General features: G+C 46.1%; 24 protein-coding genes. 21 read left to right on the forward strand and 3 right to left on the reverse strand.

The window, feature by feature from the left end; genetic code table 11:
- Window positions 1–14: 14 nt before the first annotated feature.
- A complete protein-coding gene (locus IH982_03280; protein MCH7828851.1) occupies window positions 15–575 on the reverse strand; it encodes an aminoacyl-tRNA hydrolase in 561 nt (186 codons plus the stop codon).
- Between the two features lie 207 nt (window positions 576–782).
- On the opposite strand from IH982_03280, the gene lepB reads away from it, so the two are divergent.
- From lepB to IH982_03315, 7 genes are read left to right on the forward strand one after another with little or no spacing between them, the layout of a single operon-like run.
- Window positions 783–1,352 (forward strand): signal peptidase I, encoded by a 570-nt coding sequence (gene lepB, locus IH982_03285; protein ID MCH7828852.1) that lies wholly within the window; start codon window positions 783–785, stop codon window positions 1,350–1,352.
- 7 nt (window positions 1,353–1,359) lie between these two features.
- Complete coding sequence (locus tag IH982_03290) at window positions 1,360–2,700, forward strand: histidine--tRNA ligase (GenBank protein ID MCH7828853.1); 1,341 nt, start codon at window positions 1,360–1,362, stop codon at window positions 2,698–2,700.
- Window positions 2,697–3,047: a histidine triad nucleotide-binding protein gene (locus IH982_03295; protein ID MCH7828854.1), complete on the forward strand. Its 351-nt coding sequence runs from the start codon at window positions 2,697–2,699 to the stop codon at window positions 3,045–3,047. The genes IH982_03290 and IH982_03295 overlap by 4 nt, the downstream gene beginning before the upstream one ends.
- Complete coding sequence (locus IH982_03300) at window positions 3,044–3,268, forward strand: hypothetical protein (protein ID MCH7828855.1); 225 nt, start codon at window positions 3,044–3,046, stop codon at window positions 3,266–3,268. Before IH982_03295 ends, IH982_03300 begins: the two co-directional genes overlap by 4 nt.
- Window positions 3,269–3,305: 37 nt before the next feature.
- Entirely contained in the window at window positions 3,306–3,800 is a 495-nt protein-coding gene (locus IH982_03305) for a GatB/YqeY domain-containing protein (protein MCH7828856.1), read from the forward strand.
- 59 nt (window positions 3,801–3,859) lie between these two features.
- Complete coding sequence (locus tag IH982_03310; protein MCH7828857.1) at window positions 3,860–6,319, forward strand: peptidoglycan-binding protein; 2,460 nt, start codon at window positions 3,860–3,862, stop codon at window positions 6,317–6,319.
- Window positions 6,320–6,330: 11 nt separating this feature from the next.
- Window positions 6,331–6,795 (forward strand): hypothetical protein, encoded by a 465-nt coding sequence (locus IH982_03315; protein ID MCH7828858.1) that lies wholly within the window; start codon window positions 6,331–6,333, stop codon window positions 6,793–6,795.
- On the opposite strand, the gene IH982_03320 is transcribed toward IH982_03315, so the two are convergent.
- On the reverse strand, window positions 6,765–7,766 hold the full coding sequence (locus tag IH982_03320; protein MCH7828859.1) for a CapA family protein: 1,002 nt from the start codon (window positions 7,764–7,766) through the stop codon (window positions 6,765–6,767). The genes IH982_03315 and IH982_03320 overlap by 31 nt on opposite strands.
- Window positions 7,767–7,849: 83 nt before the next feature.
- Window positions 7,850–9,574 (reverse strand): hypothetical protein, encoded by a 1,725-nt coding sequence (locus IH982_03325; protein ID MCH7828860.1) that lies wholly within the window; start codon window positions 9,572–9,574, stop codon window positions 7,850–7,852.
- A gap of 101 nt (window positions 9,575–9,675) precedes the next feature.
- Here IH982_03325 and ybeY point away from each other — a divergent pair, with 101 nt between their 5' ends.
- The 14 genes from ybeY (at window position 9,676) to IH982_03395 (ending at window position 24,899) form a co-directional block, all read left to right on the forward strand.
- Window positions 9,676–10,068: an rRNA maturation RNase YbeY gene (gene ybeY / locus IH982_03330; protein ID MCH7828861.1), complete on the forward strand. Its 393-nt coding sequence runs from the start codon at window positions 9,676–9,678 to the stop codon at window positions 10,066–10,068.
- Window positions 10,065–11,267 (forward strand): cell division protein FtsA, encoded by a 1,203-nt coding sequence (gene ftsA / locus IH982_03335; GenBank protein MCH7828862.1) that lies wholly within the window; start codon window positions 10,065–10,067, stop codon window positions 11,265–11,267. The genes ybeY and ftsA overlap by 4 nt, the downstream gene beginning before the upstream one ends.
- Window positions 11,264–12,211, forward strand: a complete 948-nt coding sequence (gene ftsZ / locus IH982_03340) for a cell division protein FtsZ (protein MCH7828863.1) — start codon at window positions 11,264–11,266, stop codon at window positions 12,209–12,211. The genes ftsA and ftsZ overlap by 4 nt, the downstream gene beginning before the upstream one ends.
- The gene (locus tag IH982_03345; GenBank protein MCH7828864.1) at window positions 12,211–13,653 is read left to right on the forward strand and encodes a ComEC family competence protein; all 1,443 of its coding nucleotides are present in this window, start codon (window positions 12,211–12,213) and stop codon (window positions 13,651–13,653) included. The genes ftsZ and IH982_03345 overlap by 1 nt, the downstream gene beginning before the upstream one ends.
- Before the next feature lie 98 nt (window positions 13,654–13,751).
- Window positions 13,752–15,059, forward strand: coding sequence for a hypothetical protein (locus IH982_03350; GenBank protein MCH7828865.1), 1,308 nt, complete (start codon window positions 13,752–13,754; stop codon window positions 15,057–15,059).
- A 21-nt stretch (window positions 15,060–15,080) separates the two neighbouring features.
- Window positions 15,081–15,788 carry a class I SAM-dependent methyltransferase gene (locus IH982_03355; protein MCH7828866.1) on the forward strand — a complete coding sequence of 236 codons (708 nt, stop codon included), beginning with the start codon at window positions 15,081–15,083 and terminating at the stop codon, window positions 15,786–15,788.
- Window positions 15,789–15,809: 21 nt separating this feature from the next.
- Window positions 15,810–16,790: a beta-galactosidase gene (locus IH982_03360; GenBank protein ID MCH7828867.1), complete on the forward strand. Its 981-nt coding sequence runs from the start codon at window positions 15,810–15,812 to the stop codon at window positions 16,788–16,790.
- A 10-nt stretch (window positions 16,791–16,800) separates the two neighbouring features.
- On the forward strand, window positions 16,801–17,397 hold the full coding sequence (locus tag IH982_03365; GenBank protein MCH7828868.1) for a class I SAM-dependent methyltransferase: 597 nt from the start codon (window positions 16,801–16,803) through the stop codon (window positions 17,395–17,397).
- Window positions 17,394–18,146, forward strand: a complete 753-nt coding sequence (locus IH982_03370; protein ID MCH7828869.1) for a glycosyltransferase — start codon at window positions 17,394–17,396, stop codon at window positions 18,144–18,146. The genes IH982_03365 and IH982_03370 overlap by 4 nt, the downstream gene beginning before the upstream one ends.
- Complete coding sequence (locus tag IH982_03375) at window positions 18,143–19,324, forward strand: cysteine desulfurase (protein MCH7828870.1); 1,182 nt, start codon at window positions 18,143–18,145, stop codon at window positions 19,322–19,324. Before IH982_03370 ends, IH982_03375 begins: the two co-directional genes overlap by 4 nt.
- Before the next feature lie 15 nt (window positions 19,325–19,339).
- Window positions 19,340–20,668, forward strand: coding sequence for a trypsin-like peptidase domain-containing protein (locus IH982_03380; protein MCH7828871.1), 1,329 nt, complete (start codon window positions 19,340–19,342; stop codon window positions 20,666–20,668).
- Window positions 20,669–20,782: 114 nt separating this feature from the next.
- Window positions 20,783–23,491, forward strand: a complete 2,709-nt coding sequence (locus IH982_03385) for an AAA family ATPase (protein MCH7828872.1) — start codon at window positions 20,783–20,785, stop codon at window positions 23,489–23,491.
- Window positions 23,492–24,211, forward strand: coding sequence for a serine protease (locus IH982_03390; protein ID MCH7828873.1), 720 nt, complete (start codon window positions 23,492–23,494; stop codon window positions 24,209–24,211). It begins immediately after the preceding gene.
- Window positions 24,212–24,473: 262 nt separating this feature from the next.
- Complete coding sequence (locus IH982_03395; protein MCH7828874.1) at window positions 24,474–24,899, forward strand: hypothetical protein; 426 nt, start codon at window positions 24,474–24,476, stop codon at window positions 24,897–24,899.
- Window positions 24,900–25,104: the final 205 nt, after the last annotated feature.

A 25,104-nucleotide genomic window follows, 5' to 3' on the forward strand; every position in this document is an offset into this window, starting at 1 on the left:
AGATCCCGGCCTTTCTATTGTTCCAGTAATTTAAGGATGGCTTGGCTCGCAACGGCAATGCTTGATTTGAGAAGTGCTTTCTCTTCTTGAGAAAAAGGTTTTAAGACAAAAGTCTCAACGTTGCTGGGTTTTCCTTTTGCGGGCTGAATGCCAACTCGCATTCTGGTAAAGTTCTTTGTTCTTAAAGCTTGGATAACGGAATCAACTCCCTTGTGTCCTGCAGACCCCCTATTTTCAGAAACCTTCACTTTTCCCAAAGGAATATCAATATCATCATGTATCACGATGAGGTTTTGAATGTTTCCTAAATCTCGTTTAGGAGCTCCTAAACGAGATTTAGGCAAGAGGGATCGCACTGCCTTGCCAGAATTATTCATGAAGGTCTGCGGTTTTGCCAATACTACCTTAGTCTCGTTAAGGATGCCCTCAGAGACCAAAGAAGCATGCTTCTTTGAAAGAGAGAATTCGGGGAAGCCATATTTTTTTTGAAACTCATCCAATACCAAAAAGCCAACGTTGTGACGGGTCTTTGCATACTTCTTTCCTGGGTTTCCCAGTCCTACAATGAGATACATAAAAAATTTAAAGTATTTAAATTTTCAGTTTCCCCCGTGTAGGAAATTATTCAAAACCGAGGGTTTTGAAAAGAAGGGGGGTCGGGGGAAACTGTGTGACCGTATATATAATGTATCATTATTTCCTTAGCAAGACTAAGGATTCCTTAATTTCCGTTAAGGAGCACTTGAATTCACCATAATGATACAGTATAATGAGGCACAGCTATGAATATGAAAGGACTTTTCCAGTTTGGTTTTGAGGTGGCCAAGGTGGTTATCATTGCCCTGGTTATCGTGGTGCCCCTCCGGGTTTTTGTGTTCCAGCCATTTTTGGTTAGGGGAGATTCCATGGAACCAAACTATCACAGCGGAGACTACCTTATAGTAGACCAGCTTTCCTACCGCTTGCGCTCTCCTGAACGGGGCGAGGTTATTGTCTTGAAGTTTCCTTTTGACCTTTCCCAGCGTTTCATTAAGAGAATCGTGGGACTGCCAGGAGAGACCGTGGAGGTGAAAGACGGTAAGGTGCTGGTATATGGAGAAGAGGAGGGTCAAAGAGATGCCGTTGTTTTGGATGAATCAATATATCTTCCTCTTGACCTTACAACCCCGGGTTCTGCGCGCATTGACTTAAAAAAACAAGAATACTTTGTATTGGGAGACAACAGGCCCTTTTCTTCAGATTCCCGGAAGTGGGGAGTTCTTTCAAAAGAACTCATTGTGGGCAAGGTACTCTTTAACGTCTTTTCTCTGGAGGCTTTTGCAAAAGAGATTGTTCCAAAAGAAGCTTACTAAATACTATATGGCAAGAAGACCAAAGTTTCAGCGCCCGACTGGCATGCGAGACATCCTGCCAGAGGAACAGCCATACTTTGAGAAAATCTACCGCACCGTGGACGATATCGCAAGGTTTTATGGCTTTGGGAAAATAGATACCCCCATGGTAGAGGACTTAGAATTGTATGAAAGGGGTACGGGGCAGTCCACCGACATCGTGGAAAAACAGATGTATACCATGAAAACCAAAGGGGGAGACGCCTTGGCGATGCGCCCTGAGTTTACCCCGGGAATTGTTCGAGCGTACAATGAGCACGGCATGCTTAATCTCTCCCAGCCAGTAAAACTCTATACCTTTGGACCCTTGTTTCGGTATGAACACCCTCAGGCAGGAAGGTTTCGCCAGTTCCACCAGTTTGACTTTGAGGTATTTGGAGAGGAAAGTGCTGCCATTGATGCTCAAGTAATCCAAATCTTCTACGCCATTTTAAGGGAATTGAAATTCAGCCACCTCATTATTGAGGTAAACTCCATTGGAGACGTCCAGTGCCGTCCCTACTACAAAAAGGTGTTGGTGAACTACTTGCGTCCCCGCCAAAACTCTTTGTGCGCTGATTGTAGAAGGAGAACGAGAGAAAATCCTCTGAGGGTTCTGGATTGCAAGGAAGAGAAATGCCAGAGAGTAAAGGCCCAAGCTCCCCAGATTTTAGATCATCTGTGCGACAACTGCAAGGCGCATTTTAAGTCCCTGTTGGAGTTTTTGGACGAAACCGACCTCCCCTATCATCTAGACCCCTATATGGTTCGAGGATTGGACTACTATACCAAGACCGTGTTTGAGATTTTTTCTGAGGCAGAAGTGTCTCCCCCGGGGAGATCCTCCGAAGGAGAAGAGCAAAAGGAAGGAGAAGAAACGCTTTCTCGAAACGCTCTGGTGGGAGGGGGAAGGTATGACAATTTAGTAAAGCTCTTGGGAGGAAAAGATGTCCCTGCCACGGGGGCTGCTGCCGGTGTTGAGCGCATTATTACCCTAATGAAGGAAAAGGGATTTCCTGCAGCAGAGATACCCGATCCCAAGGTGTTCCTGGCCCAGCTGGGAGATTTGCCGAAGAAAAAGAGTTTGAAACTTTTAGAAGAACTGCGCAAAGCAAAGATTTCCATTGCAGAATCTCTTGGGCGGGATTCTTTGAGAACACAGCTTGCACGGGCAGACAAGCTTGAGGTTCAATACACCTTGATTTTGGGCCAGCGGGAGGTATTAGACGAAACCATTGTTATTCGAAGGATGGATACGGGCGAGCAGGTGACCGTGAAAATGGAGAAGATTGTAGATGAATTAAAGAAAAGACTTAAAAAAACCGCATGAATGCCGTAGAAGATTGTTTATTTTGCAAGATAGCACAAAAAGAGGCATCCTCCGACGTTGTCTTTGAGGATGACAAGTTTATTGCGTTCCATGACGTTCATCCACAAGCTCCTCTTCATCTCTTGATTATCCCGAGAAAGCACATTCATTCCATTGATCATATTCAGGAAGAAGACAAAGAACTAATGGGAGATTTAATCTTGACCGCCCAAAAGGTCGCACGCCAGCACAACCTTGCCGGATACAAACTTCATTTCAACGTTGGCAGGGAAGGAGGACAGGTGATAGACCACATCCATCTTCATTTATTGGCAGGTCTGCCTGCGCAAACAGGTAAGAAACCATGAAAAATTCCAAGTTCGAAATTAAAAGACAAGAACGGGAAACTAATCAAGCCCTTATTCGTCGTTTCAGCAGAAGATTGAAAAACAGTGGGATTTTGATAAACGCAAAAAAGTCCCAGTTCAGAAAGCGGGTAAAGTCAGCTCAAATGAGAAAACGAGCGGTGTTAAGAAAGCTGGAGATACGAAAAGAGTACGAGAAAAAGAGAAAATTGGGCGCCGCATAATGAACCCCGTTAGAAATTAAGACAATGTTTATTATGTATGAAAAGCGAAATTTCTAACGGGGTGGACCTCAAAAAACAATTAAAAGAAGACCTGAAAACCTCCCTCAAAGAGGGGGACGAGGTTAGAACTGGCACCTTGAGAATGTTGATGGCTGCCATGGTGAACAAAGAAAAAGAAGCCCTCAGGCAAGCTCAGGGTAAAGATGAAGAACTTTCAGACGAGGAGATACAGGCAGTGGTGGCAGCTGAGGCAAAAAAGAGAAGGGAGGCAGAAGAAGCCTTTTTGAAAGGAGGAAGGCCCGAGCTTGCAGAAAAGGAAAAGCAAGAACTCAAGGTTCTTTTAACATACCTCCCAGAGCAACTCACACAAGACCAGATCAGAACCCTTGCGAAAGAAGCCATTCAAAAGACCGGAGCTGCAAGTATAAAAGACATGGGCAAGGTGATGGGTGAACTTACCCCCCAGATTAAAGGAAAAGCAGATGGCGCCTTGGTGGCAAATATTGTAAAAGACCTGTTGACTTCAAAATAGGAGGGGGTACCATGAATAAAAGGCGAGTTTGGAGAATACTACCATTCTTTAATATAATTATGAGTTTTAAAAAAATAGTCTTTCTCGCAGCGTTTTTTGCTATTTTGAGTGGAGTTTTCGTTGTGAATGTTCACCCCGCAAAAGCAGTAACAGTGGATGAACTTCAAGCTTTGATTATTCAACTTCAAGCCAAGATAGCTCAACTCCAGCAGCAGCTTACAGGAGCCCCGGGTCAACCGGCAGCTTTTTGTTATGATTTTAATATTAATCTTGGTTTTGCTCAGAGCACCACTGCCGCCGTAAAAGCGCTTCACACAGCGCTTCAGAAGCAAGGATTTAGTGCTGGAAGCGATATTACTACGGGCGTATTTACAGAGAACACCGCTTCTGCAGTTGTTGGATTTCAACAGAAATACAAAGCAGACGTGCTCGCTCCCCATGGACTACAATTTGGAACCGGGTTTGTAGGAACAACCACACGGGCGAAGTTGAACGAGTTGTATGGATGTAAAGGTATAACGCCTCCACCCACTGAAAAACCAGAAGAAACACCAGTAGAAATTCCAGAAAAACCTCTTTGGGATTGGGCTTACTGTACTGCAGCGAGCCAATGTACCGTTGAGCAGGGTGATTGCGATACCGATGCTGACTGCGCTGCAGGTTTGTACTGCGCCCAGAATGTGGGAGTAAAATATGGCCAAGTTAGCTCCATGGACGTTTGTGAAGTGAAATCAGAAAAATCCATCACCGTTCTTTCTCCAAATGGATGGGAAATCTGGCAGATTGGAGCGACTTATACAATTCAATGGAGCGCAACGGGATATCCTTCATATACAGCAGTTCAAATAGGGTTGCGGGATAATAGATACAGTACAGAGCTGGGAAGCGGAGAAGCGGTTATTGTTAACACTACTAATACGGGCAGTTACAGTTTTACCGTTCCAGCCTCGTTGGGAGCATTATCTGGAGGTTTATTGGGGGGTACAAATGTCTATTCAGCTATTATATATGTTGATGGAGGGGGTCCAGGAAAATCTGATACAAGCAATGCACCATTCAGCATTGTTTCGGCAACGACTGCAACTCCTTCTCTCATCATTACTTCTCCTGGCATCGGAGAAACATGGGTTGGAGGATCACAGCAGACGATTCGATGGCAAACTTCTGGAATTTCTTCTCAAGGGAACATTAACGTGATTGAGCTTTACAATATCGGAACGGATCAAGCATGGGCCCTAAAATACAATACCCCAAACGATGGGAGTGAAGTAGTCACTGTTCCAATCTTTGAAAAACCGGCAGATCTTCTTATGCAGATAGATGTTACCGTGAGCGGTATAAGCGAAGTTTTTCGCACCAGATACACCGTGCGTATAAACCCTCCTTCTACCCCCTTCATCACCGTCTCTTCTCTTAATCCAAACGGTGAAACCCTGGAAAAGGGGACCACGAGGTATATAAATTTGAAGTTTTCGCCTTCTGTGCCGCTCGGCGGATTTGTCATCAATTTGCTTCGTTCAGACATAGACGTGGCAGTTGCAGTTCTTAAGTTTTGTGGGACCGCAAGTGATTATATTGCAGATAATGTCGTTCCACCCAATGTAAGCTGGCAGTGGAAAGTTGGGTATGCTGCAGATGGGAAGGAAATCCCCACCGGTTCATACAGAGTTTTTGTGTATGACTGTGGGAGCAAGATTGACAATGTTTGGACTGGAAGTGTTGCCCATACAAAAAGCAATGTATTCAGCATTGTTTCGGCAACAACTACAACTCCTTCCGTTACCGTTCTTTCTCCCAACGGAGGGGAAAGCTGGAAAGTCGGCGAGATCAGAAGAATATCCTGGATTGCCAGTGGTGTGAATTATGTCAGAATCTATATTGAAGATGATACCATTACTGGTTCTGGTTCAACCAACTATACTTACGACGGAGTCATTTCTGCTGTCCAAGGATATTACGATTGGACAATTGTCCAAAACCAATTACCAGGAGGCAGCACTCTGCCAAGAAATTACAAGATAAGAGTAGATGGTGTTAATACTGTAGCAGTGGGGGCAGATGTGGTTGCAAGAGATTGGAGCAATAATACCTTCAGCATTGTTTCACTGTCCATCACATCATTCAACTACACAGAAACCGATGCTTATGGTGGATCAATACAATTCTCCTGGACAAGCGCTGGGGCCGATGGTGTTGAGTTGCAAATAGCTTGCCATTCAGGGCTTACTAGCACCGATGCTATTACCGGAGCAAACTTCTTTTGTGGTGATATTGATAGAAGTCTCGCGCCAAACAGTTCTACATATCTAAAGTTTACCAACACTTCTGGTGCCTTAATTAATGTTACAGCTACTTTAACTCCGGTTATTGGAAACATTGGTTACGGTACTTATTCTAAAACCCTTAACTTCAGCATAGTTTCGGGATTAGGACTAGAAAATATAGAAAATCAGTTAGCTTCTATTTCTGATGCTGCTGCGAATCTCCTTTTTGAGATAAAGAAACTGTTGGGAAAGTAGAATCTATATTTGTGGAAGAGCCACGATTTTTTAACAAGAGCGCATGGAAAGGCGTTGCCATAGCCATTATTGCAGTGGTGGCAGGGCAGCTTGTGCTTGCCTGGCAGTACTATCGCTTGGAAGAAAAGCGCCTGCCTTTAATTGAACAGCAGTTAGCCGAGCAAAAGGAAGAGATTGAAAGACAGTCTGCAAAGACAACCATCACGTCTTTTCTTAATGCATTAGAAGAAGGAAACTCAAAGCTTGCTCTTCGCTTTCTCACAGAAAACGCAGTGGTGCAAGAACAGCAAGGCGTCTTTTCTTTAAAAGAGCGCATCTTGGGTTACAAGGTAGTAAAACTGGAGCAGGTGGGTACAAACGAGTTCAGGGCGCAGGTGGAGATTGAGAACGCGGCATTGCTCCCGCAGGTTCGGCTCTTGCGTGTTCTCAAGGTGCTCGACACCTATTACATAGATTCTGTAGAGATAGCCGGCTGAAACTCAGAAGAGATTTCTATCATAAGAGGCATAACTTGGGTTATGCTGTTTTCGTGCAGAAGAACTTTGAGTATCATTCCTTCCATGGTTTCTTTTGAAAAGCCCTGGTCAAACACAAAGTTTCCCAGGCTGTAGACAATCCACCCCTGCTTGTAGCGTTCTATGGGTTGTATGACATGGGGATGGTGGCCAATAACAAGGTTGGCGCCAGCATCAATCGCGGTCCTGGAAAGAAGCTGCTGCACGGCGTTTGGCTTTGTTTGATACTCTTCTCCAAAATGAAAAGAAACAACAACAATATCTGCCTGCTGTTTTGTTTTCTTGATGTTTAGCTTGAGTTGTTCAAGCAAAGAGGAATCTATCCATGCAATACCAGGAGTCTTTTCTCCGGCCTGCCAGAAAGGGGAGCCAAGAGCGGTGTAGGCAAGAATTCCAACGGTTGTGCCTCCCGCGTCATAGAGAACAGGAGCCCTGGCTTCCCTCTCCGAGTTCCCTGCACCCACAGGAGTAATCCCGGCTTGCTGTAGCCGTTCTCCAGAGTCCAGCAGCGCTTCAATGCCGTAGTCCAAGCTGTGGTTGTTTGCGACAGAAACAACATCGATGCCAGCAAACACTAATCCTTCCAGAGTTCTTGGATCTGCCCTGAAAGAATAGATACTTCCTTGTTTTTCTCCTTTATCTGAAATGATGCTTTCCAGATTTGCAAAGACAAGGTCTGCGCCTTTTAAGTAATTACCTATCTTTAAGAAGGGCCATTTCCAGTCCTGGTGTTCTTTTATGTAAAACTCTACGCCTCGGTCCAGCATAATATCCCCAACAAAAAGCAGGGTTATTTGTTCTTTGTTTGTTTCTTGCGTTAGTAGGGGAGGAACCAAAGAGGCTTGAAACTTGTCTTGCCAAAAGAGAAAGGAGCCCCCCAGGATTGAGGCGTAGAAAACAGCCATAAAGAGGATGAGGAGAAAACGATTCATTGTTTCTTAGAATAGCTAAATTGAATAGAAAAGAGAAAAAGAGGCTGCATGGGAAAAATAGTCCCTATTTTATCCCAATTTTCTCAGAAAGTAAGACTTTTACCTTTACTTAATGCCCCATCAAAATCTCCTATAAACTCCCACCAATCTCTCATTTGGCTACCCAGATATGTCAAGACGTTATTTTTACCTGGGATATTCTGCATCCACCACTTCTTAAATTCAACTCCGCCATTCGCAAGGCACGTTGTCCCATACCATGTATGGCAGCTGACATCCTTTACTTCACCGCTTCCATCCGGGCGCCAGTCCTCGCAGTTGGATTTTACTATTGTTTCGCTGGTCCATCCTGGGTCGTATTCTTCTTTGGAATTAGGGCCAGTGTGTGTCCACCCGCAGCTGTTGACAGTAGGAGAAGGTTCTCCATAGGGAAGCTGGAATTTGTTCCAAAGTGTTGCATCGACAAATCTGAAGATTGATTCGATATGATGACCGTGATTTTCAAGCGCTTCAGCAAGTCCACGTGCATAATTATAATTGTAGAGTGTGTATGATTGCGTACAGGTGGGCAAATCGTCAATTTGCTCGCTGTTGCTTACATCTCCATATGTCCCATGGTTCCACTGGACTTGCGACGTGGTACCCATTGCCATGTTACTTTCAACTGGATTGATGTTGCCAAAATGGTAACCCCATATCCACACCTCCCTGACACCAAGATTGTCCACATAGTTGCATATACTAACATCAGTAGTCAGTATGAGATTATAATCAGGCCTAAATACACCTGGATCCCAGGGGATTGCATTGGTCGAAATAGGCTTGGGTTTCAAAAATTCCTTATCCTCTATAACACTATATTGCAAAGAAGGTGTAGCAGCGGCATCTTTGTATCCATGATAGGTGCTTGCGCTCCCAAGCGAATTCACTATATCCGTTGTTAGCTGATTTACTTTTGTCCTTATAGAAACGAGGCTGTCGTTCATTCCGGTTATTTCGGGGTCAAGGTTGCCGTCCCCGTTTTCGGCAGGGAAGTATTTCAAAACGAGAACGGAAACAGAAATTGCGGGTGGAGAAGAGAAAGTGGTTGGAGCTGAAACAGTATAGCTTACGTTTGCATAGTTGTTACCCTCATTGGATTCGGTGATTGTGCATGCCATGTCGACAAACATCCTTGCGGCATAAGTTCCTTGAGATACTGGTACTTGGAAACTTACCGACCATGAATCAGAACTGCTCGGCGAAAAACTATATGGCGTCCAGTGGTCAATACCGCCCGGGGCGCTGCACCCAGGGTTTGAGTTTGTGTTGGAGTAAAGGTGGGTGTTGAATGCGCTTGAGTCGCTCTGTCCCAAGTTGGTAACGCTTATGGTGGCAGTAGCTGTTTCTCCAGGTGTGTAGCTTGACCTATTAAGCGAAAAAGAAGAAATGACAAGGTCTGGTTGTCCTAACGAAGGGGTTGAAGTGGAAGTTGGTGTCGGCGGTGGTACGGGCGCTGGTGACGGCTCCGAACTTGGTTCGTCTGTTGGTGTGGCTGTGGGTGTTGGGATAGGACCCGGAGGTTGTGCTGGTTTTAGGATGGGTGAGGTTGGGGAGGTAGTTTTCTCAGGCGCTTGAGATGATTTTGTAGCAGTGGGTGGTGTACCAATCTTATTCTCAGATGGAGGCGTGGGTTCTTCGCTCTGTTCCGTTGACGTCTCTTTGGACTGTGATAGCCGCTGATATACTATGACAATGTCGACAACGATGAACGTTATCAAAGCTACGAGGATTGAGATAATTTTGATTTGTCCCCTTGACTGTATCATGTATTATTGAATGTCTTCCTTAGAGTATAATATCATCTAGAGGGCCTTGCTGAAACAGGTTGAAGAGAAGGAGAGGGAGGAGTACAATACAGCATTATCCCATGGTCGAAATACAGAATTCCACCAAAGAGCGAATAAGGGTCAAACAACTCAAGACCCTTGCAGAACGCATCTTGAAGAAAGAAAAATCGGGGAAGAAAGACCTCTCGGCAGTTCTGGTGTCTCCCCAAAAGATGCGGGAGCTTAATAAAGTATGGCGAGGCAAGGACAAGGCAACCAACGTGCTTGCTTTTCCCGGCGGCAAAGAGGCCCTGGGAGAGGTTGTTTTGTGCCCTTCTGCAATACGTAAAGATGCGCTAGAATACAAGATATCCTTTCAAAGGGCTGTTTCTTGGATGTTTGTGCACGGCCTCTTGCATCTCTTGGGGTATGACCACAAGACTTCAAACGACGAAAAGAAAATGACTCAAAAAGAACAGCGATATCTTTCATGAAACAGCGTACCCTTGCGGCATTAGACATTGGAACAAAGTCTTTAAAGATGGCAGTGGCAGAAGTTGGAGAAGATGGGGCTCTGGAGATTTTGGGTGTGGCCGAGGAACCCTCATTTGGAGTGAGAAAGAGCGTGGTGGTCAGGCCCGAGGAAACAACAAAACACATTGAAATTTTGGTGCGTAGGGCAGAGCAGATGACCTCTTCTCGTATCGAAGAAGTATCGGTTTCTTTGGGAGGGAGCAGATTGTTTGCGGTTTCTTCCCATGGTCTGGTTGCGGTATCCCGGGCCGACGGCAATATTTCAAAAGAAGACGTGGACCGAGTTTTACAGGCTGCCCAGACCTTTTCTCTTTCGCAGAACCAGGAGATTTTGGAGGTATACCCCACCCAATATGTGGTGGACGGGGAGCAGGGTATTCGAGAACCCATCGGCATGAAGGCTGTGCGCTTGGAAACAGACATTATTGCAGTATGCCTGTTTTCCCCTGATTTAAAAAACCTGACCGATGCTGTGCTAGAAGCAGGGCTTGAAATTGTTGGCGTGGTTCCAAGTCCCTTGGCGGCAGCTACCGCAGTATTGAGCCCGCAAGAAAAAGAGATGGGGGTTGCCGTAGTAGAGCTGGGAGCCGGAACCACGTCCCTGGCGGTGTTTGAAGAAGGAGATTTAAAACACATTGCGGTTCTTCCTGTGGGGGCAGAAAATATCACCCATGACATTGCCATTGGTTTGCGGATTGAACACGACCTGGCAGAGCGCATCAAGACCGAGTTTGGGACGGCCTCTTTAATAAAAGGAAAAAGAATGGAAAAGATTGAGCTTGGCAGCGGGGAAACCTTTACCTTTTCTTCAAAGTTTGTCACCCATATCATTGAAGAGCGGGTAAAAGAGATCCTGCAGCTTTTAAACAAGGAGTTAAAGAAATTGGGGAAACAGGGTCAGCTGCCAGGAGGCGTGGTACTGTGCGGCGGGGGAGCAAAGTTGCCGAAAATCGCAGAATTTGCCAAAAAAGAGTTAAAGCTTTCTGCAAAGGTAGGGAGTCCTCGGGGTTTGACCACCTCAAAGGAAGACCCCGCGTTCCTGGGGGTTTTTGGCCTCCTGGTGGATGCAGCAAAAGAGCAGGAATCAGGAGGCAAGATACAAAAGCCTGCCCGCGTAGCAGGATTTCTTAAAAGATTGTTTAAGTCTTTCATTCCATGACAGCAAAAACAGTAATTAAGGTGTTTGGGATAGGGGGAGCCGGAAACAACGCGATAGACAGAATGGTACAGGCCAAGATTCGGGGAGTCGATCTCATTGCCATTAACACGGACGCCCAGGACTTAAAGAAAGTCAAAGCTCACCACAAGATTCGCATTGGCAGGGAGAGTACCAAGGGGCTGGGAGCTGGCATGAACCCGGAGCTGGGAAAACGGGCTGCCTTGGAAAGCAAGGAAGAACTTGAGAGTGCGCTTAAGGGAGCCGACATGGTGTTTCTGGCAGCAGGCCTTGGAGGAGGAACAGGGGGAGGTGCCATTGTTCCTATAGCTGAAATGGCAAGAGCGCAAAAGATTTTGAGCATTGCCGTGGTGACCAAACCCTTCACCTTTGAAGGCTCCTGGAGAAACAGGCTGGCTGACCGGGCATTGCAAGAACTTCAGGGCAAGGTAGACACCCTTTTGGTTATTGAAAACGACCAGATTCTAGAGCTTGCAGGCCAAGACACCACCGTACTTTCTGCCTTTTGGCAGGTAGATGAGATCCTGCGCCAGGCAGTGCAGGGCATTTCAGATCTCATTGCGGTTCCTGGCATCGTTAATGTGGACTTTGCGGACGTGAGAAGAATCATGGCCTCTGCCGGACAGGCGGTGTTTGGGGTAGGCAAGGCAAAGGGTGAGCAGCGTATTGAGCAGGCCCTGGAAGCAGCTCTCCACTCACCGTTGTTGAACATGTCCATTCAAGGGGCCCAGGCTGTGCTCTTTAACGTGGCAGGAGGAGACGACCTTTCCTTAACCGAGGTGAATGAGGCAGCGCAAAAGATCAAAGAGAAGCTCGCACCAGGAGCTACCATTATCTTTGGTGCCGTGTATGACAAGAGTTTGAAAAAAGGTGAGGTAAAGATTACCCTCATTGCCACGGGTTTTAAAAAAGGAATGTTTTCTTGATGCTGTTTTCTCAGTTTGTGTTTGGTGTTGTTCTGGCCTTTGGAGCCGGAATTTTTTTCGCCTCGTTTTTCTCTTCTTCCTACTTTTTCATCCTTCCCCTCCTTGTAGTCGGCATTATACTTGCCAGTGTCTTTTGGAGAAAGTGGAGCGTGGTGCATATGGGGGTATTGATTGCGGTGTCGGCCTTTAGCATGGCGTACTATCTTACTGCAGCAAAGCTTCCAGAGCCGCTCTCTTTTCCCCAGGACGTTTCCTTTGAAGGAAGGATTGTGACGTCACCAGAAAGAGACGAGCAGGCAATGAAAGTAATAGTGAAACCCGCACACATGAAAGGCAGGGTGCTGCTTTACGTTTCTTCTTTTGAGGAACTCAGGCAAGGGGATAGGGTTTTGGTTTCTGGCAAAATCCTTACGCCCACGGTGTTTGAGGATTTCAACTATCCTTTATATCTAGCAAAGGAAGGAATTTTCTGGGTCATGTTTCGTCCCAGCATTGAAGTTCAACAAAAAGGAACATCATTTCTTTTTAACCTCAGGGAAACACTGCAAGAAAGAATTGATACATCCCTTCCCCTGCCTGAATCCTCTTTATTGGCCTCCATGCTTTTGGGAAATAAGGCGGGCCTGCCAGAAGAATTGAAAGAAGACCTGAATGCCACGGGCACAAGGCACATTACTGCAATCTCTGGAATGCATGTTGCCATACTCTCTGGCATGCTTTTTGTCTTTTTGTTACATCTTGGAATACCAAGAAAGAAGAGTTCGCTTGTGGTTTTGGGGTTTCTGCTCTTCTTTGTGATGTTCACGGGTTCTCAAGCTTCAGCCCTGCGCGCCGGGATTATGGGAAGCGCCTTTTTGATTGCGGGTCTTTTTGGGAGGAGAAATGTTGGTTTGCGCGTTTTGGTGTTTGCCGCGGCCTTTATGCTGTTTTTTAACCCTTTGCTCTTGGCGCACGACATTAGCTTTCAGCTTTCCTTTCTTGCGGTATTTGGCATTCTCTTGTTTCTTCCTTTGTTTAAGTATGTATTTGGGCGCCTGCCCAACCCCCTTGGGTTAAGAGATGTGGTTTTTATGAGCATCACGGCTCAGATTTTCACTCTACCCTTGGTGCTTTACCACTTTGGCATACTCTCTTTTGTTTCTTTAGCGGGCAACCTCCTCATTGTTCCCTTAATTCCCCTCGTGCTCTTTCTCGGCGTTCTCTTTCTTTTGTTGAGCATGCTTCTTCCTTTTTTAGCCTACCTTTTTGCCTTTCCCGTGGGGCTGCTCCTTTCCTATCTTTCCTTTGTTATTACAGCGCTCTCTGAGTTTCCTTTTGCAGCGGGCAGTGTTGAGGGGTTTCCCTTGTGGGTGTTACTTCCCTTATTGCTGCCAGCTTCCTTTTTTGCATGGAGAGTGCAACAGGAAAAGCGATTTCGATTCCGAGAGGAAACAATGATATGATATATTTGAATAGTTTTCACCACGGGCCTTTGCCCGCCGAAGCGGGCTACTGCCCGCGAAGGCGGTGGAAACCGCAATTTTATGAATAAAATTGGCATATGAAAAAGGCGTGGGTTGTTGCAGTGGACATGGGATACGGGCACCAGCGGGCCGCGTTTACCTTGCGGCGCATTGCTCTTAAAGGGAAAATAATCACGGCAAACGATTATCCTGGCATTCCAGAGCTTGACCGCACCCTGTGGCGGGAAACCCGGAGGGTGTATGAGTTTATCTCAAAGTTCAAGAAAATCCCGGTTTTAGGAGATTTGGTATTTTCCTTAATGGACAAGGTGCAAGAGATAAAGCCCTTTTATCCAAAAGAACGCCCCTTGGAACCCCCAGGACTCCAACTAAGAACCATCTATGGATTAATCGAGAGAAAGGAGTGGGGCAGGCATTTAATAGAAAAACTGGATGAGCACCCATTACCCATGGTCTGCACCTTTCCGGTTCCAGCTTTTATGGCAGAGCACTGGAAATACCGGGGAGACATCTATCTTTTGGTGACCGACAGCGATGTTGCCCGTGCTTGGGTCCCCTTCTTTCCCAAAGAGACCAAGATTCACTACCTTGCTCCCAGTCAGCTGGTTGCAGAGCGCCTTTTGCAGTATGGAATCTCAAAGAAAAAAATTACTCTGACCGGGTTCCCATTACCAGAGGAGTTCACAAGCTCTGAGGGATTCACCCAGACAAAAGAGGACTTAAGGAGAAGGTTGGTGCGCTTGGACCAAAAGAGAAAATACATAACCCGGTATGCTGATGTGGTGCGTTCATACCTTGGCAAGGTGCCAACAGGCCGCAACGGAGCTCCAGTTATCACATTTGCCGTAGGGGGAGCGGGTGCTCAGCAAGCTCTGGGCCAGAGCATGATTCACCACCTAGCCCCTCTTTTGAAAAAAAAGAAGCTCAAGTTGCAGATGGTAGCCGCCACCCATAAAGATGCAGCCACAAGATTCAAGGAAGCTGCAGCAAAAGAGGGATTATCTAAAAAAGAGGTTCAGGTGGTCTTTTTAAAGAGCAAGGACAAGTACTTCAAAAGATTTACTGAGGTTTTACGCGCAACGGATATCTTGTGGACCAAGCCTTCCGAACTCTCCTTCTATGCCGCCCTCGGCATTCCTTTGCTTCTTGCCCCTCCCATCGGGTCTCAAGAAGTGCAGAACCAAAAGTGGCTGGCGCGCTTGGGGGTTGCCATACCACAGCTCAAGGTGGAGCATGCCGATGAATGGATTCCAGACTTTTTAAATCAAGGCTTGTTTGCAGAAGCTGCCATGCAAGGATTTGTAGAGATGGAGAGAAATGGCGCCAAAAATATTGCGAGTGTCATAGAATCCAATAGTTCCTTAATGAAATTAAGGAATCCTTAATTTCATTTAAGAGGTATGCGTATGCAATTTTCTTTTGATTCTTTCAAACGATATATTCAAAAGGTAGAGCGACTTATTCCCGAGGGTTCAATCTCTAAGAAAGAGTTTGATTTTTTTGTTTCCTTGTTAAAAAAACATGCAGACATACAAGACGTAGGAGAAATTGGGTTTAATGTAGGATTTTCCAGTTATGCCTTTTTGTCTGCTAGAGATAACATACAGGTTACCTCCTTTGACATCGGAACTCACAAGTATGTGAAGCACGCCAAAGAATTCATCGATGCCCGATTCTCAGGGAGACATACGCTCGTGCGGGGAAATTCTCTTAAAACAGTCCCCAGTTTTGTAGAGCACAATCCCAATACAAAGTTTGGCCTTATCTTTATTGATGGGGGCCATGATTACCATACGGTTATCACCGATTTGCATAATATGAAGAAGTTGGCGACTCAAGATACGATTGTAGTCATGGATGACCTGACTCCATGGGAAGGGTGGGGAAGAGGACCGACAAAGGCATGGAGGGAAGCGGTTGGGACGGGACTGATACGAGAAATTGGCGTGTATAAAAACGGGGTGTCCGTCAAGAGCTTAGAAGGAGGTTCTCCGGATCGAATTTGGGGAGTTGGATGCTATCAAGAGCTAGAGAAACAGGTCTTAACATCATCTCGCAGGCGGAGATATTCTTTAGAATCCAATAGTTCCTTAATGAAATTAAGGATTCCTTAATTTCATTTAAGAGGTATGCGTATGGCTAAGAAATTTATTGTTATTACAGGAATTGTTCTTGTCTTGGTATTTGTGTTTTTGTTTGTGGGAAGCGGCAAGGAGGCAGAGAATATTACCTGGGGGGTGAACTTCTCTCAAAAACAGGCAACGTATTTAAACTTAGACTGGCAAGAAGTGTACCTGGCGTTGCTTGAAGACCTGAACGTCAAAAATCTGAGGATTGCTGCCCATTGGAATTTACTGGAGCCAGCAGACCAGCAGTTTTCCTTTGAAGGTTTAGACTGGCAGATGGACAAGGCAGCATCTTATGGAGCTAAGGTGCTTTTGGCAGTAGGTATGAAAACCCCCAGGTGGCCAGAGTGTCATATCCCAGAATGGGCAGAGAAACTTCCAAAAGAAGAATTGAGAGCGCAGGTGCTCGAGATGCTTAAAGCAGTAGTTTTGAGGTACAAAGAGCACGAAGCTCTCTTTGCCTGGCAGGTGGAGAACGAGCCCCTGCTTCCCTTTGGAGAATGCCCTTTTCGGGATTTCTCGTTCTTGCAAGATGAGGTAGAGCTGGTACAATCGTTGGATGCAGAGCATGAAGTCCTTACCTCAGACTCAGGTGAGATGTCCTTGTGGTTCAATATGGCTCGCCTGGGAGATAAGGTGGCGGTCACCTTGTACCAAAAGGTGTGGTCAGAGGAACTGAACACCTATCTTTCTCTCCCGCTTCCTTCAGTATTTTATGCAAGAAAAGCATGGTTGGTGAAACAGTTGTTTGGCAAGGAGGTGGTGGTAGGGGAGCTGCAGGCAGAGCCCTGGGTGCAAGGGGAGCTAGAAAACTCCACATTTCAAGAACAAGAAAAGACCATGACTCTCACGCAGCTCCAAGAGAACATTGCATTTGCAAAAAGTACTGGACTGGATACTTTCTATTTGTGGGGCGGCGAATGGTGGTACTTTATGAAAGAAACCCACAACAGAGAAGAGTTTTGGCAAGAGGTAAAGAACATATTTTAGAAGTTTATTCATGATTATTGCAAACTTCGTACGCTGGTTGGTAGACAGTATTGGGAGGAGGCGAGCAAAGCAACTCGTTGGCAAGCTTGAGCATTTCCTTCAAGACGGAGAGAGCGTGCTGGATATTGGAGCTGGAGGAGGATGGAACGGAGAGCGAATCCACCAGGAAAAAAAGTGTAACGTCACCCTGCTGGACATTAGTAGTAACCTGAACCGAACTCAGCTCCCTCTTTTGCTGTACGATGGAACCACAATTCCTTTTGCCGACAATTCTTTTGATACCTCCCTGCTTTTGTTTGTGCTTCATCATTGCCAAGATCCAGCCAAGGTGTTGAAAGAAGCGGTCCGAGTGAGTAAAAAGCGCGTTATTATCATGGAAGACACTTTTGGTTCTTGGTTCGGACGTATCCTGCTGTGTTGTTATGACACGTTTGAGAATTTCCCTGCTTTATTGGTAGAACCCTCATACAAGATGAATCTTCCCCATAACTTCAAGAAGGTTCCTGAATGGAAAGAAGCATTTGAACATCTTGGCCTTAAGCTTGTGCACACAGAACACATTCAGCGTTTTCCCATTACTCAGATTCTGTTTATCCTTGAGAAATGATCAGCGTTATCATCCCCACCTTAAATGAGGAAGAGTATCTTCCTATCGTGCTGCGTTCTGTCAGAAGGCAGGGGATTAAAGATCTTGAAATTATTGTTGCAGATGCCAGCTCAAAAGATAGAACGGTGAAGATTGCAAAATCTTTTGGGTGTAAGGTCACGAAAGGAGGCATGCCGGGAAAAGGACGAAACGAAGGGACAAAGGTTGCAAAGGGAGACATTCTTGTGTTCTTGGATGCTGACGCCAATCTTCCCCCAAACTTTTTGAAAAAGTTCTTAAAAGAGTTTGAGCGGCGTCGTTTAGACGTTGCAGGGTGTGTAATGAAACTTCCTGGCAAGAAAAAGATTTATCGTGTTTTTGAAAAACTCTACAAACTCTATTTTAAAAACACCGAGAAGTTTTACCCCCATGCGACCAACTGTATTGTGGTGAAAAAGTGGCTTCATGAAGAGGTAGGAGGTTTTGATGAAACTGTGAAGCTTGGGGAGGATTTCAAATACATTCAGGCGGCGTCAAAGAAAGGAAAGTTTGGATTTTTAGCCAACGTTTGGTTCTACAGTTCCCCGCGCCGCGCAGAAGAAGATATGACAAAGATTATTACCCAATACTTTTTGGCCGAGGCATATATGACCTTTATTGGCCCCATCCGGACGGACATATTTAAATATCGTTTTAACCATCTTCCCAAGGGATGGAAAAGCAAATCGCCTCAACGGCGGTCCGCCGACGAGGCGGTAAAGAAACCATGAGGAAAAAGCTCGTCTATCTAGATTACGCAGCTTCCACGCCTGTAGACCAAAAGGTGCAAAGAGCAATGACGCCTTTTTTACGTTCTGAGTTTGGCAATCCTTCTTCTGTACACCAGCTGGGACAACGCTCTAGAGTTGCAGTGGAGACCGCAAGAGAGCGGATTGCCACATTTCTTGGTTGTTCTGCAAACGAGGTTGTGTTTACCTCGGGGGCTACGGAGGCAAACAACCTTGCAATTCAAGGAATTGTTGCAAGGGAGTCTCCCTTGCAAAGACCACATGTTGTTACCTCGGCAATTGAGCATGAGTCAGTATTGGCCCCTATTCAAGCGTTAGAGAAAGAAGGCACGATTGAAGCCACCTACGTTAAGGTTGGCAAAGAGGGAATTGTAAACCCTCAAGACGTAGAAAAGGCAATACAAAAGAACACTATTCTCGTATCCATTCAATATGCAAATAGTGAGGTTGGTACCATCCAGCCCATACCTCACATTGCAAAGATAATCAAGAAATACAAAATACAAGATACAAAATACCAGATACTATTTCACACAGATGCCGTGCAGGCAGCGTTGTATCTTGACTGCAGCGTGGAGAAGCTCGGGGTTGATATGCTTACCTTAAGTTCTCATAAGATATACGGGCCAAAAGGAGTTGGTGTCTTATATATAAGGAAAGGGATTTCAATTCACCCCCTGTTCTTTGGTGGAGGGCAAGAACAAGACATTAGGTCCGGCACAGAGAATGTTGGAGGCATTGTTGGCATGGGAGAGGCGATACGAGAAATCCAAAATCCAAAATCCAGAGTCCAAAACATTAGGATACGGCAGTTAAGAGACAGACTCATGAAAATTATCCCACAAAGAATCTCTGGCGCAAAACTAACGGGTTCTTTATTGCAAAGGCTACCAAACAACGTGCATGTTTTAATTAAGGGAGTTGAAGGAAAGGATGTTGTTTTGCTGCTTGATCAAAAAGGGATTGCGGTTTCCACTGGTTCGGCATGCTCGGAAAGGTCTCAAGAACCCTCGCACGCGCTCTTGAGTATGGGGTATGAACAAGCAGAAGCCCGCTCTGCTTTGCGCATAACCTTGGGAAAGCATACAAAAAAAGAAGAGATAGAGAAAACCGTGAAGATTCTGGAAAAGACGGTTGAACAACTCAGGGCAAAGAAGTAAAGTAGAGGATACGATATGGAGAACACTAGAAGGCCTCAGATGAATCCACTGCAAAAACTCATAAAGAAACTAGGGCACCGTGAGCTGATTTCTCTTTTGATTTTGGTGGTTGCGGTTTCCTCGTTGTCTGGTTTTGCGGGAGGAGCTGTAGTTGGGGGAGTTTTATATCAACAGGTTGCCTCTTTGCTTAAACAGGTTGAATTTGAGTTGCCAGACCGCATCATACAAGAGACGGTGGTAGAAAAAGAGTATATCCCCCAGACTTCGCAAGAGCAAAAAATTATTGACGTGGTAAAGAATGTTTCTCCTGCCGTGGTAAGCATCATTATTACCAAGGATGTTCCGGTCATTGAACAGTTCTTTGTTGACCCTTTTGGAGATTTCTTTGGGGGGCACAGCCCATTTGAGTTTCAGGTTCCGCAATTCCGCCAGCAGGGAACTGAAAAACGCGAGGTGGGAGGAGGATCGGGATTTATTGTTTCGCAGGATGGGTTCGTCATTACCAACAAGCACGTGGTGTTAGATGAGGAGGCAGATTACACGGTTTTTACAACAGATGGACGCTCTTTTCCTGCTCGCGTTCTGGCAAAAGATCCTTTGCAGGACCTTGCGGTCTTGAAAATTGACCAAGAAAACATTATTGACGCTCAGGGCAACTTTACCGCAAAGCCTTTTCCTGCGGTAGTCTTGGGAGATTCTGCAAACCTTAAAATAGGCCAGACCGTCATTGCCATTGGAAACGCATTAGCTGAGTTTCGCAACACGGTTTCCGTAGGAGTTATTTCTGGGCTTGGGCGCACCATTACAGCTTCCGGGGGAAACTTTGTTGAAACCATAGAGGATGTCATACAAACCGATGCCGCCATTAACCGGGGCAACTCAGGAGGCCCCTTGCTTAACCTGGCAGGTCAAGTTATTGGTATTAACACCGCAACCGTGCTAGACGCGCAAAACATCGGTTTTGCAATTCCTGTAAACAGGGCAACGCGTGATATTGAGCAGGTAAGGACACTTGGCAAAATAGTGTACCCCTTTTTGGGAGTACGCTATGTTGTAATAACAGAGGCAATAGCGCGCAAAGAAAATCTGCCGGTCACGCACGGGGCATGGATTAGGCCCGGCCCCAGTGGGGAAGCTGCTGTTACCCCAGGGTCAGCTGCAGAGGAGGCAGGGATTCTTTCTCAAGACATTCTCTTGGAAATGAACGGGGAGCGCATCACGCAAGAGAATTCTTTGGCAAAGATTATCCAGCAGTACAACCCCGGAGACCAGGTTGTGCTTAAGGTGCTGCGCTCGGGGCAAGAACGCATTCTCAATGCCACCTTGGGCGAACGCTCAGAATAGCTTGCCCCCACACTAATCGTGTTGTGTGCTGTGCACAAATCCAGCAAATGCTGCGACACAATTAGTGTGGGAGCTTGCGCCGCCCCCTTTTTTGTGGTATGAAGAACCCATCCTATGAACTCAGGCAATTTTACCCATAAGGCGCAAGAAGCCTTGTTTCAAGCGCAAAATCTCGCCCAAGAGCGCAGCCAACAGCAGGTTGATGCTTTGCATTTGCTGTTTTCTCTGCTTTCGCAAGATGAAAGCGTGGTGTTAACACTGCTGCAAAAGATTGGGGCAGATGTTGACGGTTTAAAACGCAAGGCAGAAACGGCCTTAGAACGGCTCCCTGTGGTAACAACCGTAAACCCCCTTGGCCAGTTTTACCTTACCCAGGATTTAGCAAAGGTGCTGGAACGGGCTCGCCAAGATGCCTCAAAGATGGGAGACGAGTATGTTTCTGTAGAACATTTGTTTTTGGCATTGCTAGACACGGATTCAAAAGCAAAAGAAACCTTGGAGCGCACCAGCTTTCTCAAACCCAGTATTGGAGGACCAGAAACAGTAGAGTTTGGCCGCTTAAATTATGAAACGGCCTTAAAGATTTTAGCCCAGATTCGGGGGGGAGTTCGCATTACAGACCCTACTCCAGAGAGCAAGTACCAGGTGATAGAAAAGTATGCCAGAAACCTCACTCGTTTAGCCCGTCAGGGCAAACTTGATCCTGTTATTGGCAGGGAACAGGAAATCCGAAGATTAATGCAAGTGTTGTCACGCAGAACAAAGAACAACCCAGTGCTCATTGGAGAGGCTGGCGTTGGGAAAACAGCCGTTGTGGAAGGCCTGGCGCAAAAGATTGTAAGAGGGGACATTCCAGAATCGCTGAAAGAAAGGGAAATCATCGCCTTGGATATTGGGGCTTTGGTGGCAGGAACCAAGTACCGGGGCGAGTTTGAAGACCGAATTAAAGCTTTGTTAAAAGAAATTGAGAGAGCAGCGGGGAAATATCTTTTGTTTATTGATGAGCTTCACACCTTGGTGGGAGCTGGGGCAGCCGAGGGAGCAATTGATGCTTCCAACCTGTTAAAGCCGGCTTTGGCACGGGGAGAATTGAGGGCAATTGGAGCCACCACGTTAAAAGAATATCAAAGATACATTGAAAAAGACCCTGCTTTAGAACGAAGGTTTCAGCCTATCTTGGTGGTAGAACCCAACATTGAAGATGCCATTTCAATCTTGCGGGGCATTAAAGAAAAGTATGAGCTGCACCACGGGGTGAAGATTAAGGATTCGGCCTTGGTGTCTGCTGCAAACCTGGCAGCCAGATACATTTCAGACAGGTTCTTACCAGACAAGGCAGTGGACTTAATGGATGAGGCAATGAGCTCTTTGCGTTTGGAAATGGAATCTGAGCCCGCAGAGCTTGATTCTTTAAAACGGCAGATTCAAAAACTTGAGATTGAACAGGAAGCATTTAAGGCAGAGGGAGTCCAAGAAAAAAAGGTAAAGGCCAATGCCAGGGCCTTGGCTGATTTTAAGGAAAAGGCAAAGGCAATTGAGTCAAAGTGGAGGTCAGAAAAAGAGGTTATCGACGCCATAAAAGACATTAAAAAGGACTTGGAAGATGCAAGGTTTAGGGTAGAAAGGGAACAGACAGCAGGAAACTCACAAAAGGCAGCTGAGATAAAGTATGCAACAATCCCGGATTTGATGAAGCGCCTTAGCGGAGAAGAAAAAAAGCTGGCACGGTTTCAAAAGACCAACCCCCTGCTCAAAGAAGAGGTGGTGGAAGAAGACGTTGCCAGGGTGGTTTCAAGTTGGACCGGCATTCCCGTTATGCGTTTGATGGAAGAGGAGGCAAAGAAACTGGAAAAGATGGAAAACGTGTTAAAGCGCAGAATTATCGGGCAAGAAGAGGCGGTTGTCGCCATTTCAAATGCGATTAGAAGAAACAGGGCAGGATTATCTGAAGAAAACAGACCCTTGGGTTCTTTCCTGTTTTTGGGTCCTACGGGAGTAGGCAAGACCGAGACCGCAAAGGCATTGGCTGAGTTTTTGTTTAATGATGAGAATGCTTTGGTTCGTCTGGATATGTCAGAGTACATGGAGCGCCACACCACCTCACGCATGATTGGTTCTCCTCCGGGGTATGTGGGATATGAGGAAGGAGGTCAGTTAACTGAGAAAATCAGAAGACGACCTTACAGCGTCATCTTGTTTGACGAGATTGAGAAGGCTCATCCCGAGGTATTCAACGTGCTCCTGCAGATAATGGAAGATGGCCGTCTCACCGATGCCAAAGGCAGGACTGCCTCTTTCAAAAACGCTATTATTATTATGACCTCAAACGTTGGCTCCCAGCACATAGCTGAAATGTCTCCCCTGGGCTTTATGGGAGACAACCTTCAAGAAAAAAAGAGCGCAGTTAAAGACAAGGTTATGGAAGCCCTCAAAGAAGAGTTTCGGCCCGAGTTTTTGAACCGCATTGACGAGATTATCATCTTTAACTACTTAACAAAGCCAGAAATCAAAAAGATTGTGGAGTTGGAATTAACTAAAGTTGCCTCGCGCATCTCTCTTAAAGGAATTACAATGGATGTCACAGAAAAGGCAAAAGAACTTTTGGCAGAGCTGGGGTTTAACCCTTCTTTGGGCGCCCGGCCTTTAAAGAGAATCATTCAGCGTAAGGTGTTGGATCCTCTATCTTTAAGAATTGTGGCAGGAGAGATACAGCCAGGGAGCAGAGTTCGGGTGGATGCAGAAAACAAAGAGATTGTATTGCTTTCGTCTATGGATTCTTTAAAAACCTCTCCAAAGGGAAAGTTCGCAAAAACAGCACGGTAAATGCCAAAGCGTATTCTTTTACTCTTGCTTCTGTTTTTGGCGGGAGCCGTTGGAGGACTCTGGTCCCAGGCCTTTTTGTTGCCCTCATTGGCAGCAAACCCTGCTTTTCAGAATTGGCAGTTTCTCAAAGACTGGAACGCAAGAACCCAGGTAATAGCCCCGGTAGAGCAGATTTTTGTGCGTGAGAACGAGGCAGTACAGCGAACCATTCAACAGATAAAAGGTACTGTGGTTGCCTTAAAGAGTGCCGGCGCCAGACAGGGCTCAGGTCTTGTGTATACCTCAGACGGTTTAATTGTTACCCTCTCTTCTTTAGTTCCGGATGGTTGGAAGGTTACGGTGTATCCTGAAGGGCAAGATTCCTTGCCAGCAAAGATTCTTAAGCGAGACGTTGCAAGCAACCTTGTGTTATTGAAAATAGAAGATGCAGGGCTTAAAACAGCTGGCTTTGTTAAAAATGGGGGAGTTGAGCTTGGAGAACGAGTGGTGTTGTTGGCAAAGATTGTTGAGGCGGACGAGAGTACTTTGACTGTGAACGTAGGGGTTGTAAAGAAAATAGAAGAGGATTCTTTGGTAACTTCAATTGTAGAACAGGAGAATGTTGACGGAGCCCCTTTGTTTAACGTAGAAGGCAGGGTAGTAGGGCTTGCAGATGCCGACCTTCAGGGCAATATCTTTGTCATTCCATCCTTAGTTTTAAGGGAATTCCTCGGCCTCTAATTCTTATTAATTAATACATCCTAAACGAGATTTAAGCAGCACTGCTTAAATCTCGTTTAGTTATCCACAGGTTTTTCTCAACAGCTCTTTTTTAAATCATCTCGCAATCTGTAGACTAGAAAATTAAGATAGTCAGTTCGAATTCTACCCGCGGAGCTCGTAAAGTTGAACCAAAGAATCGCCAAGAAGGCGGTTTTTTGTTAGACTTAAAATAGAATGAAAAGTCGAATATAATAGTTATTAAAATAACCAAAAAAATATTATGAAAACTCTCATTGAGAAGGGGATCGTCTTCTTCGGCGCTCTCACGGTGTTCCTGCTGCTTCTTCACGCCACGGACGAGATTGCGCGCGGCGCGGCCGCCCAGCAATACGCGATCGTCGGAGCCGGAGTGGCCGTCCTATTCTTCATCCTGCTGATGATCCTTTACGTCTTCGGCATCGGATGGGCCTGGAAGCAACGTAGGCTGGGCTACGGGATCGTCCTCGTGGCGTCCGCCGCCGCCTTCTTGCGGACCTTCGCCGTGATCCTCGGCTTGGGCAACCCGGATCTGGAGGCCCTCTTCGCTGCCTACGCCAGCGAGGCCGTAGGCGTCTTCTTCGTCTTCGTCTACCTGGCCATTGCCCTGACGAGCCTGATGGCTCTCTTCCTCTCCATCTACGCACTGGTTATCCGGAAGCGGGAATAAGGTTCGCAGGCCGAGGCAAAGCTGTTTACTGAACCAGTAGAAGTCCTCGTCGAAGTCAGGACTCTGGAGAATTACTGAGAAGTTACTATCGACCCCTGACTTTTTCGTATGGTTGAATTTCCGAACGCCTTCGCAAGCATTAACCGCATGGTTCGCCCAGCGGCCTTTATCTTTGCACCAAACAGGTTCTAACGTCGTCCAGTAG

It is taken from the genome of Patescibacteria group bacterium (assembly GCA_022563395.1).
Lineage (GTDB): Bacteria > Patescibacteriota > Minisyncoccia > Minisyncoccales > UBA10102 > 01-FULL-49-22b.

What these genes read in the sequence shown, in the direction of transcription:
- IH982_03280 (MCH7828851.1), bottom strand. Translation starts at nt 575, where the DNA reads ATGTATCTCATTGTAGGACTGGGAAACCCAGGAAAGAAGTATGCAAAG.
- lepB (MCH7828852.1), top strand. Translation starts at nt 783, where the DNA reads ATGAATATGAAAGGACTTTTCCAGTTTGGTTTTGAGGTGGCCAAGGTG.
- IH982_03290 (MCH7828853.1), top strand. Translation starts at nt 1,360, where the DNA reads ATGGCAAGAAGACCAAAGTTTCAGCGCCCGACTGGCATGCGAGACATC.
- IH982_03295 (MCH7828854.1), top strand. Translation starts at nt 2,697, where the DNA reads ATGAATGCCGTAGAAGATTGTTTATTTTGCAAGATAGCACAAAAAGAG.
- IH982_03300 (MCH7828855.1), top strand. Translation starts at nt 3,044, where the DNA reads ATGAAAAATTCCAAGTTCGAAATTAAAAGACAAGAACGGGAAACTAAT.
- IH982_03305 (MCH7828856.1), top strand. Translation starts at nt 3,306, where the DNA reads ATGAAAAGCGAAATTTCTAACGGGGTGGACCTCAAAAAACAATTAAAA.
- IH982_03310 (MCH7828857.1), top strand. Translation starts at nt 3,860, where the DNA reads ATGAGTTTTAAAAAAATAGTCTTTCTCGCAGCGTTTTTTGCTATTTTG.
- IH982_03320 (MCH7828859.1), bottom strand. Translation starts at nt 7,766, where the DNA reads ATGAATCGTTTTCTCCTCATCCTCTTTATGGCTGTTTTCTACGCCTCA.
- IH982_03325 (MCH7828860.1), bottom strand. Translation starts at nt 9,574, where the DNA reads ATGATACAGTCAAGGGGACAAATCAAAATTATCTCAATCCTCGTAGCT.
- ybeY (MCH7828861.1), top strand. Translation starts at nt 9,676, where the DNA reads ATGGTCGAAATACAGAATTCCACCAAAGAGCGAATAAGGGTCAAACAA.
- ftsA (MCH7828862.1), top strand. Translation starts at nt 10,065, where the DNA reads ATGAAACAGCGTACCCTTGCGGCATTAGACATTGGAACAAAGTCTTTA.
- ftsZ (MCH7828863.1), top strand. Translation starts at nt 11,264, where the DNA reads ATGACAGCAAAAACAGTAATTAAGGTGTTTGGGATAGGGGGAGCCGGA.
- IH982_03345 (MCH7828864.1), top strand. Translation starts at nt 12,211, where the DNA reads ATGCTGTTTTCTCAGTTTGTGTTTGGTGTTGTTCTGGCCTTTGGAGCC.
- IH982_03350 (MCH7828865.1), top strand. Translation starts at nt 13,752, where the DNA reads ATGAAAAAGGCGTGGGTTGTTGCAGTGGACATGGGATACGGGCACCAG.
- IH982_03355 (MCH7828866.1), top strand. Translation starts at nt 15,081, where the DNA reads ATGCAATTTTCTTTTGATTCTTTCAAACGATATATTCAAAAGGTAGAG.
- IH982_03360 (MCH7828867.1), top strand. Translation starts at nt 15,810, where the DNA reads ATGGCTAAGAAATTTATTGTTATTACAGGAATTGTTCTTGTCTTGGTA.
- IH982_03365 (MCH7828868.1), top strand. Translation starts at nt 16,801, where the DNA reads ATGATTATTGCAAACTTCGTACGCTGGTTGGTAGACAGTATTGGGAGG.
- IH982_03370 (MCH7828869.1), top strand. Translation starts at nt 17,394, where the DNA reads ATGATCAGCGTTATCATCCCCACCTTAAATGAGGAAGAGTATCTTCCT.
- IH982_03375 (MCH7828870.1), top strand. Translation starts at nt 18,143, where the DNA reads ATGAGGAAAAAGCTCGTCTATCTAGATTACGCAGCTTCCACGCCTGTA.
- IH982_03380 (MCH7828871.1), top strand. Translation starts at nt 19,340, where the DNA reads ATGGAGAACACTAGAAGGCCTCAGATGAATCCACTGCAAAAACTCATA.
- IH982_03385 (MCH7828872.1), top strand. Translation starts at nt 20,783, where the DNA reads ATGAACTCAGGCAATTTTACCCATAAGGCGCAAGAAGCCTTGTTTCAA.
- IH982_03390 (MCH7828873.1), top strand. Translation starts at nt 23,492, where the DNA reads ATGCCAAAGCGTATTCTTTTACTCTTGCTTCTGTTTTTGGCGGGAGCC.
- IH982_03395 (MCH7828874.1), top strand. Translation starts at nt 24,474, where the DNA reads ATGAAAACTCTCATTGAGAAGGGGATCGTCTTCTTCGGCGCTCTCACG.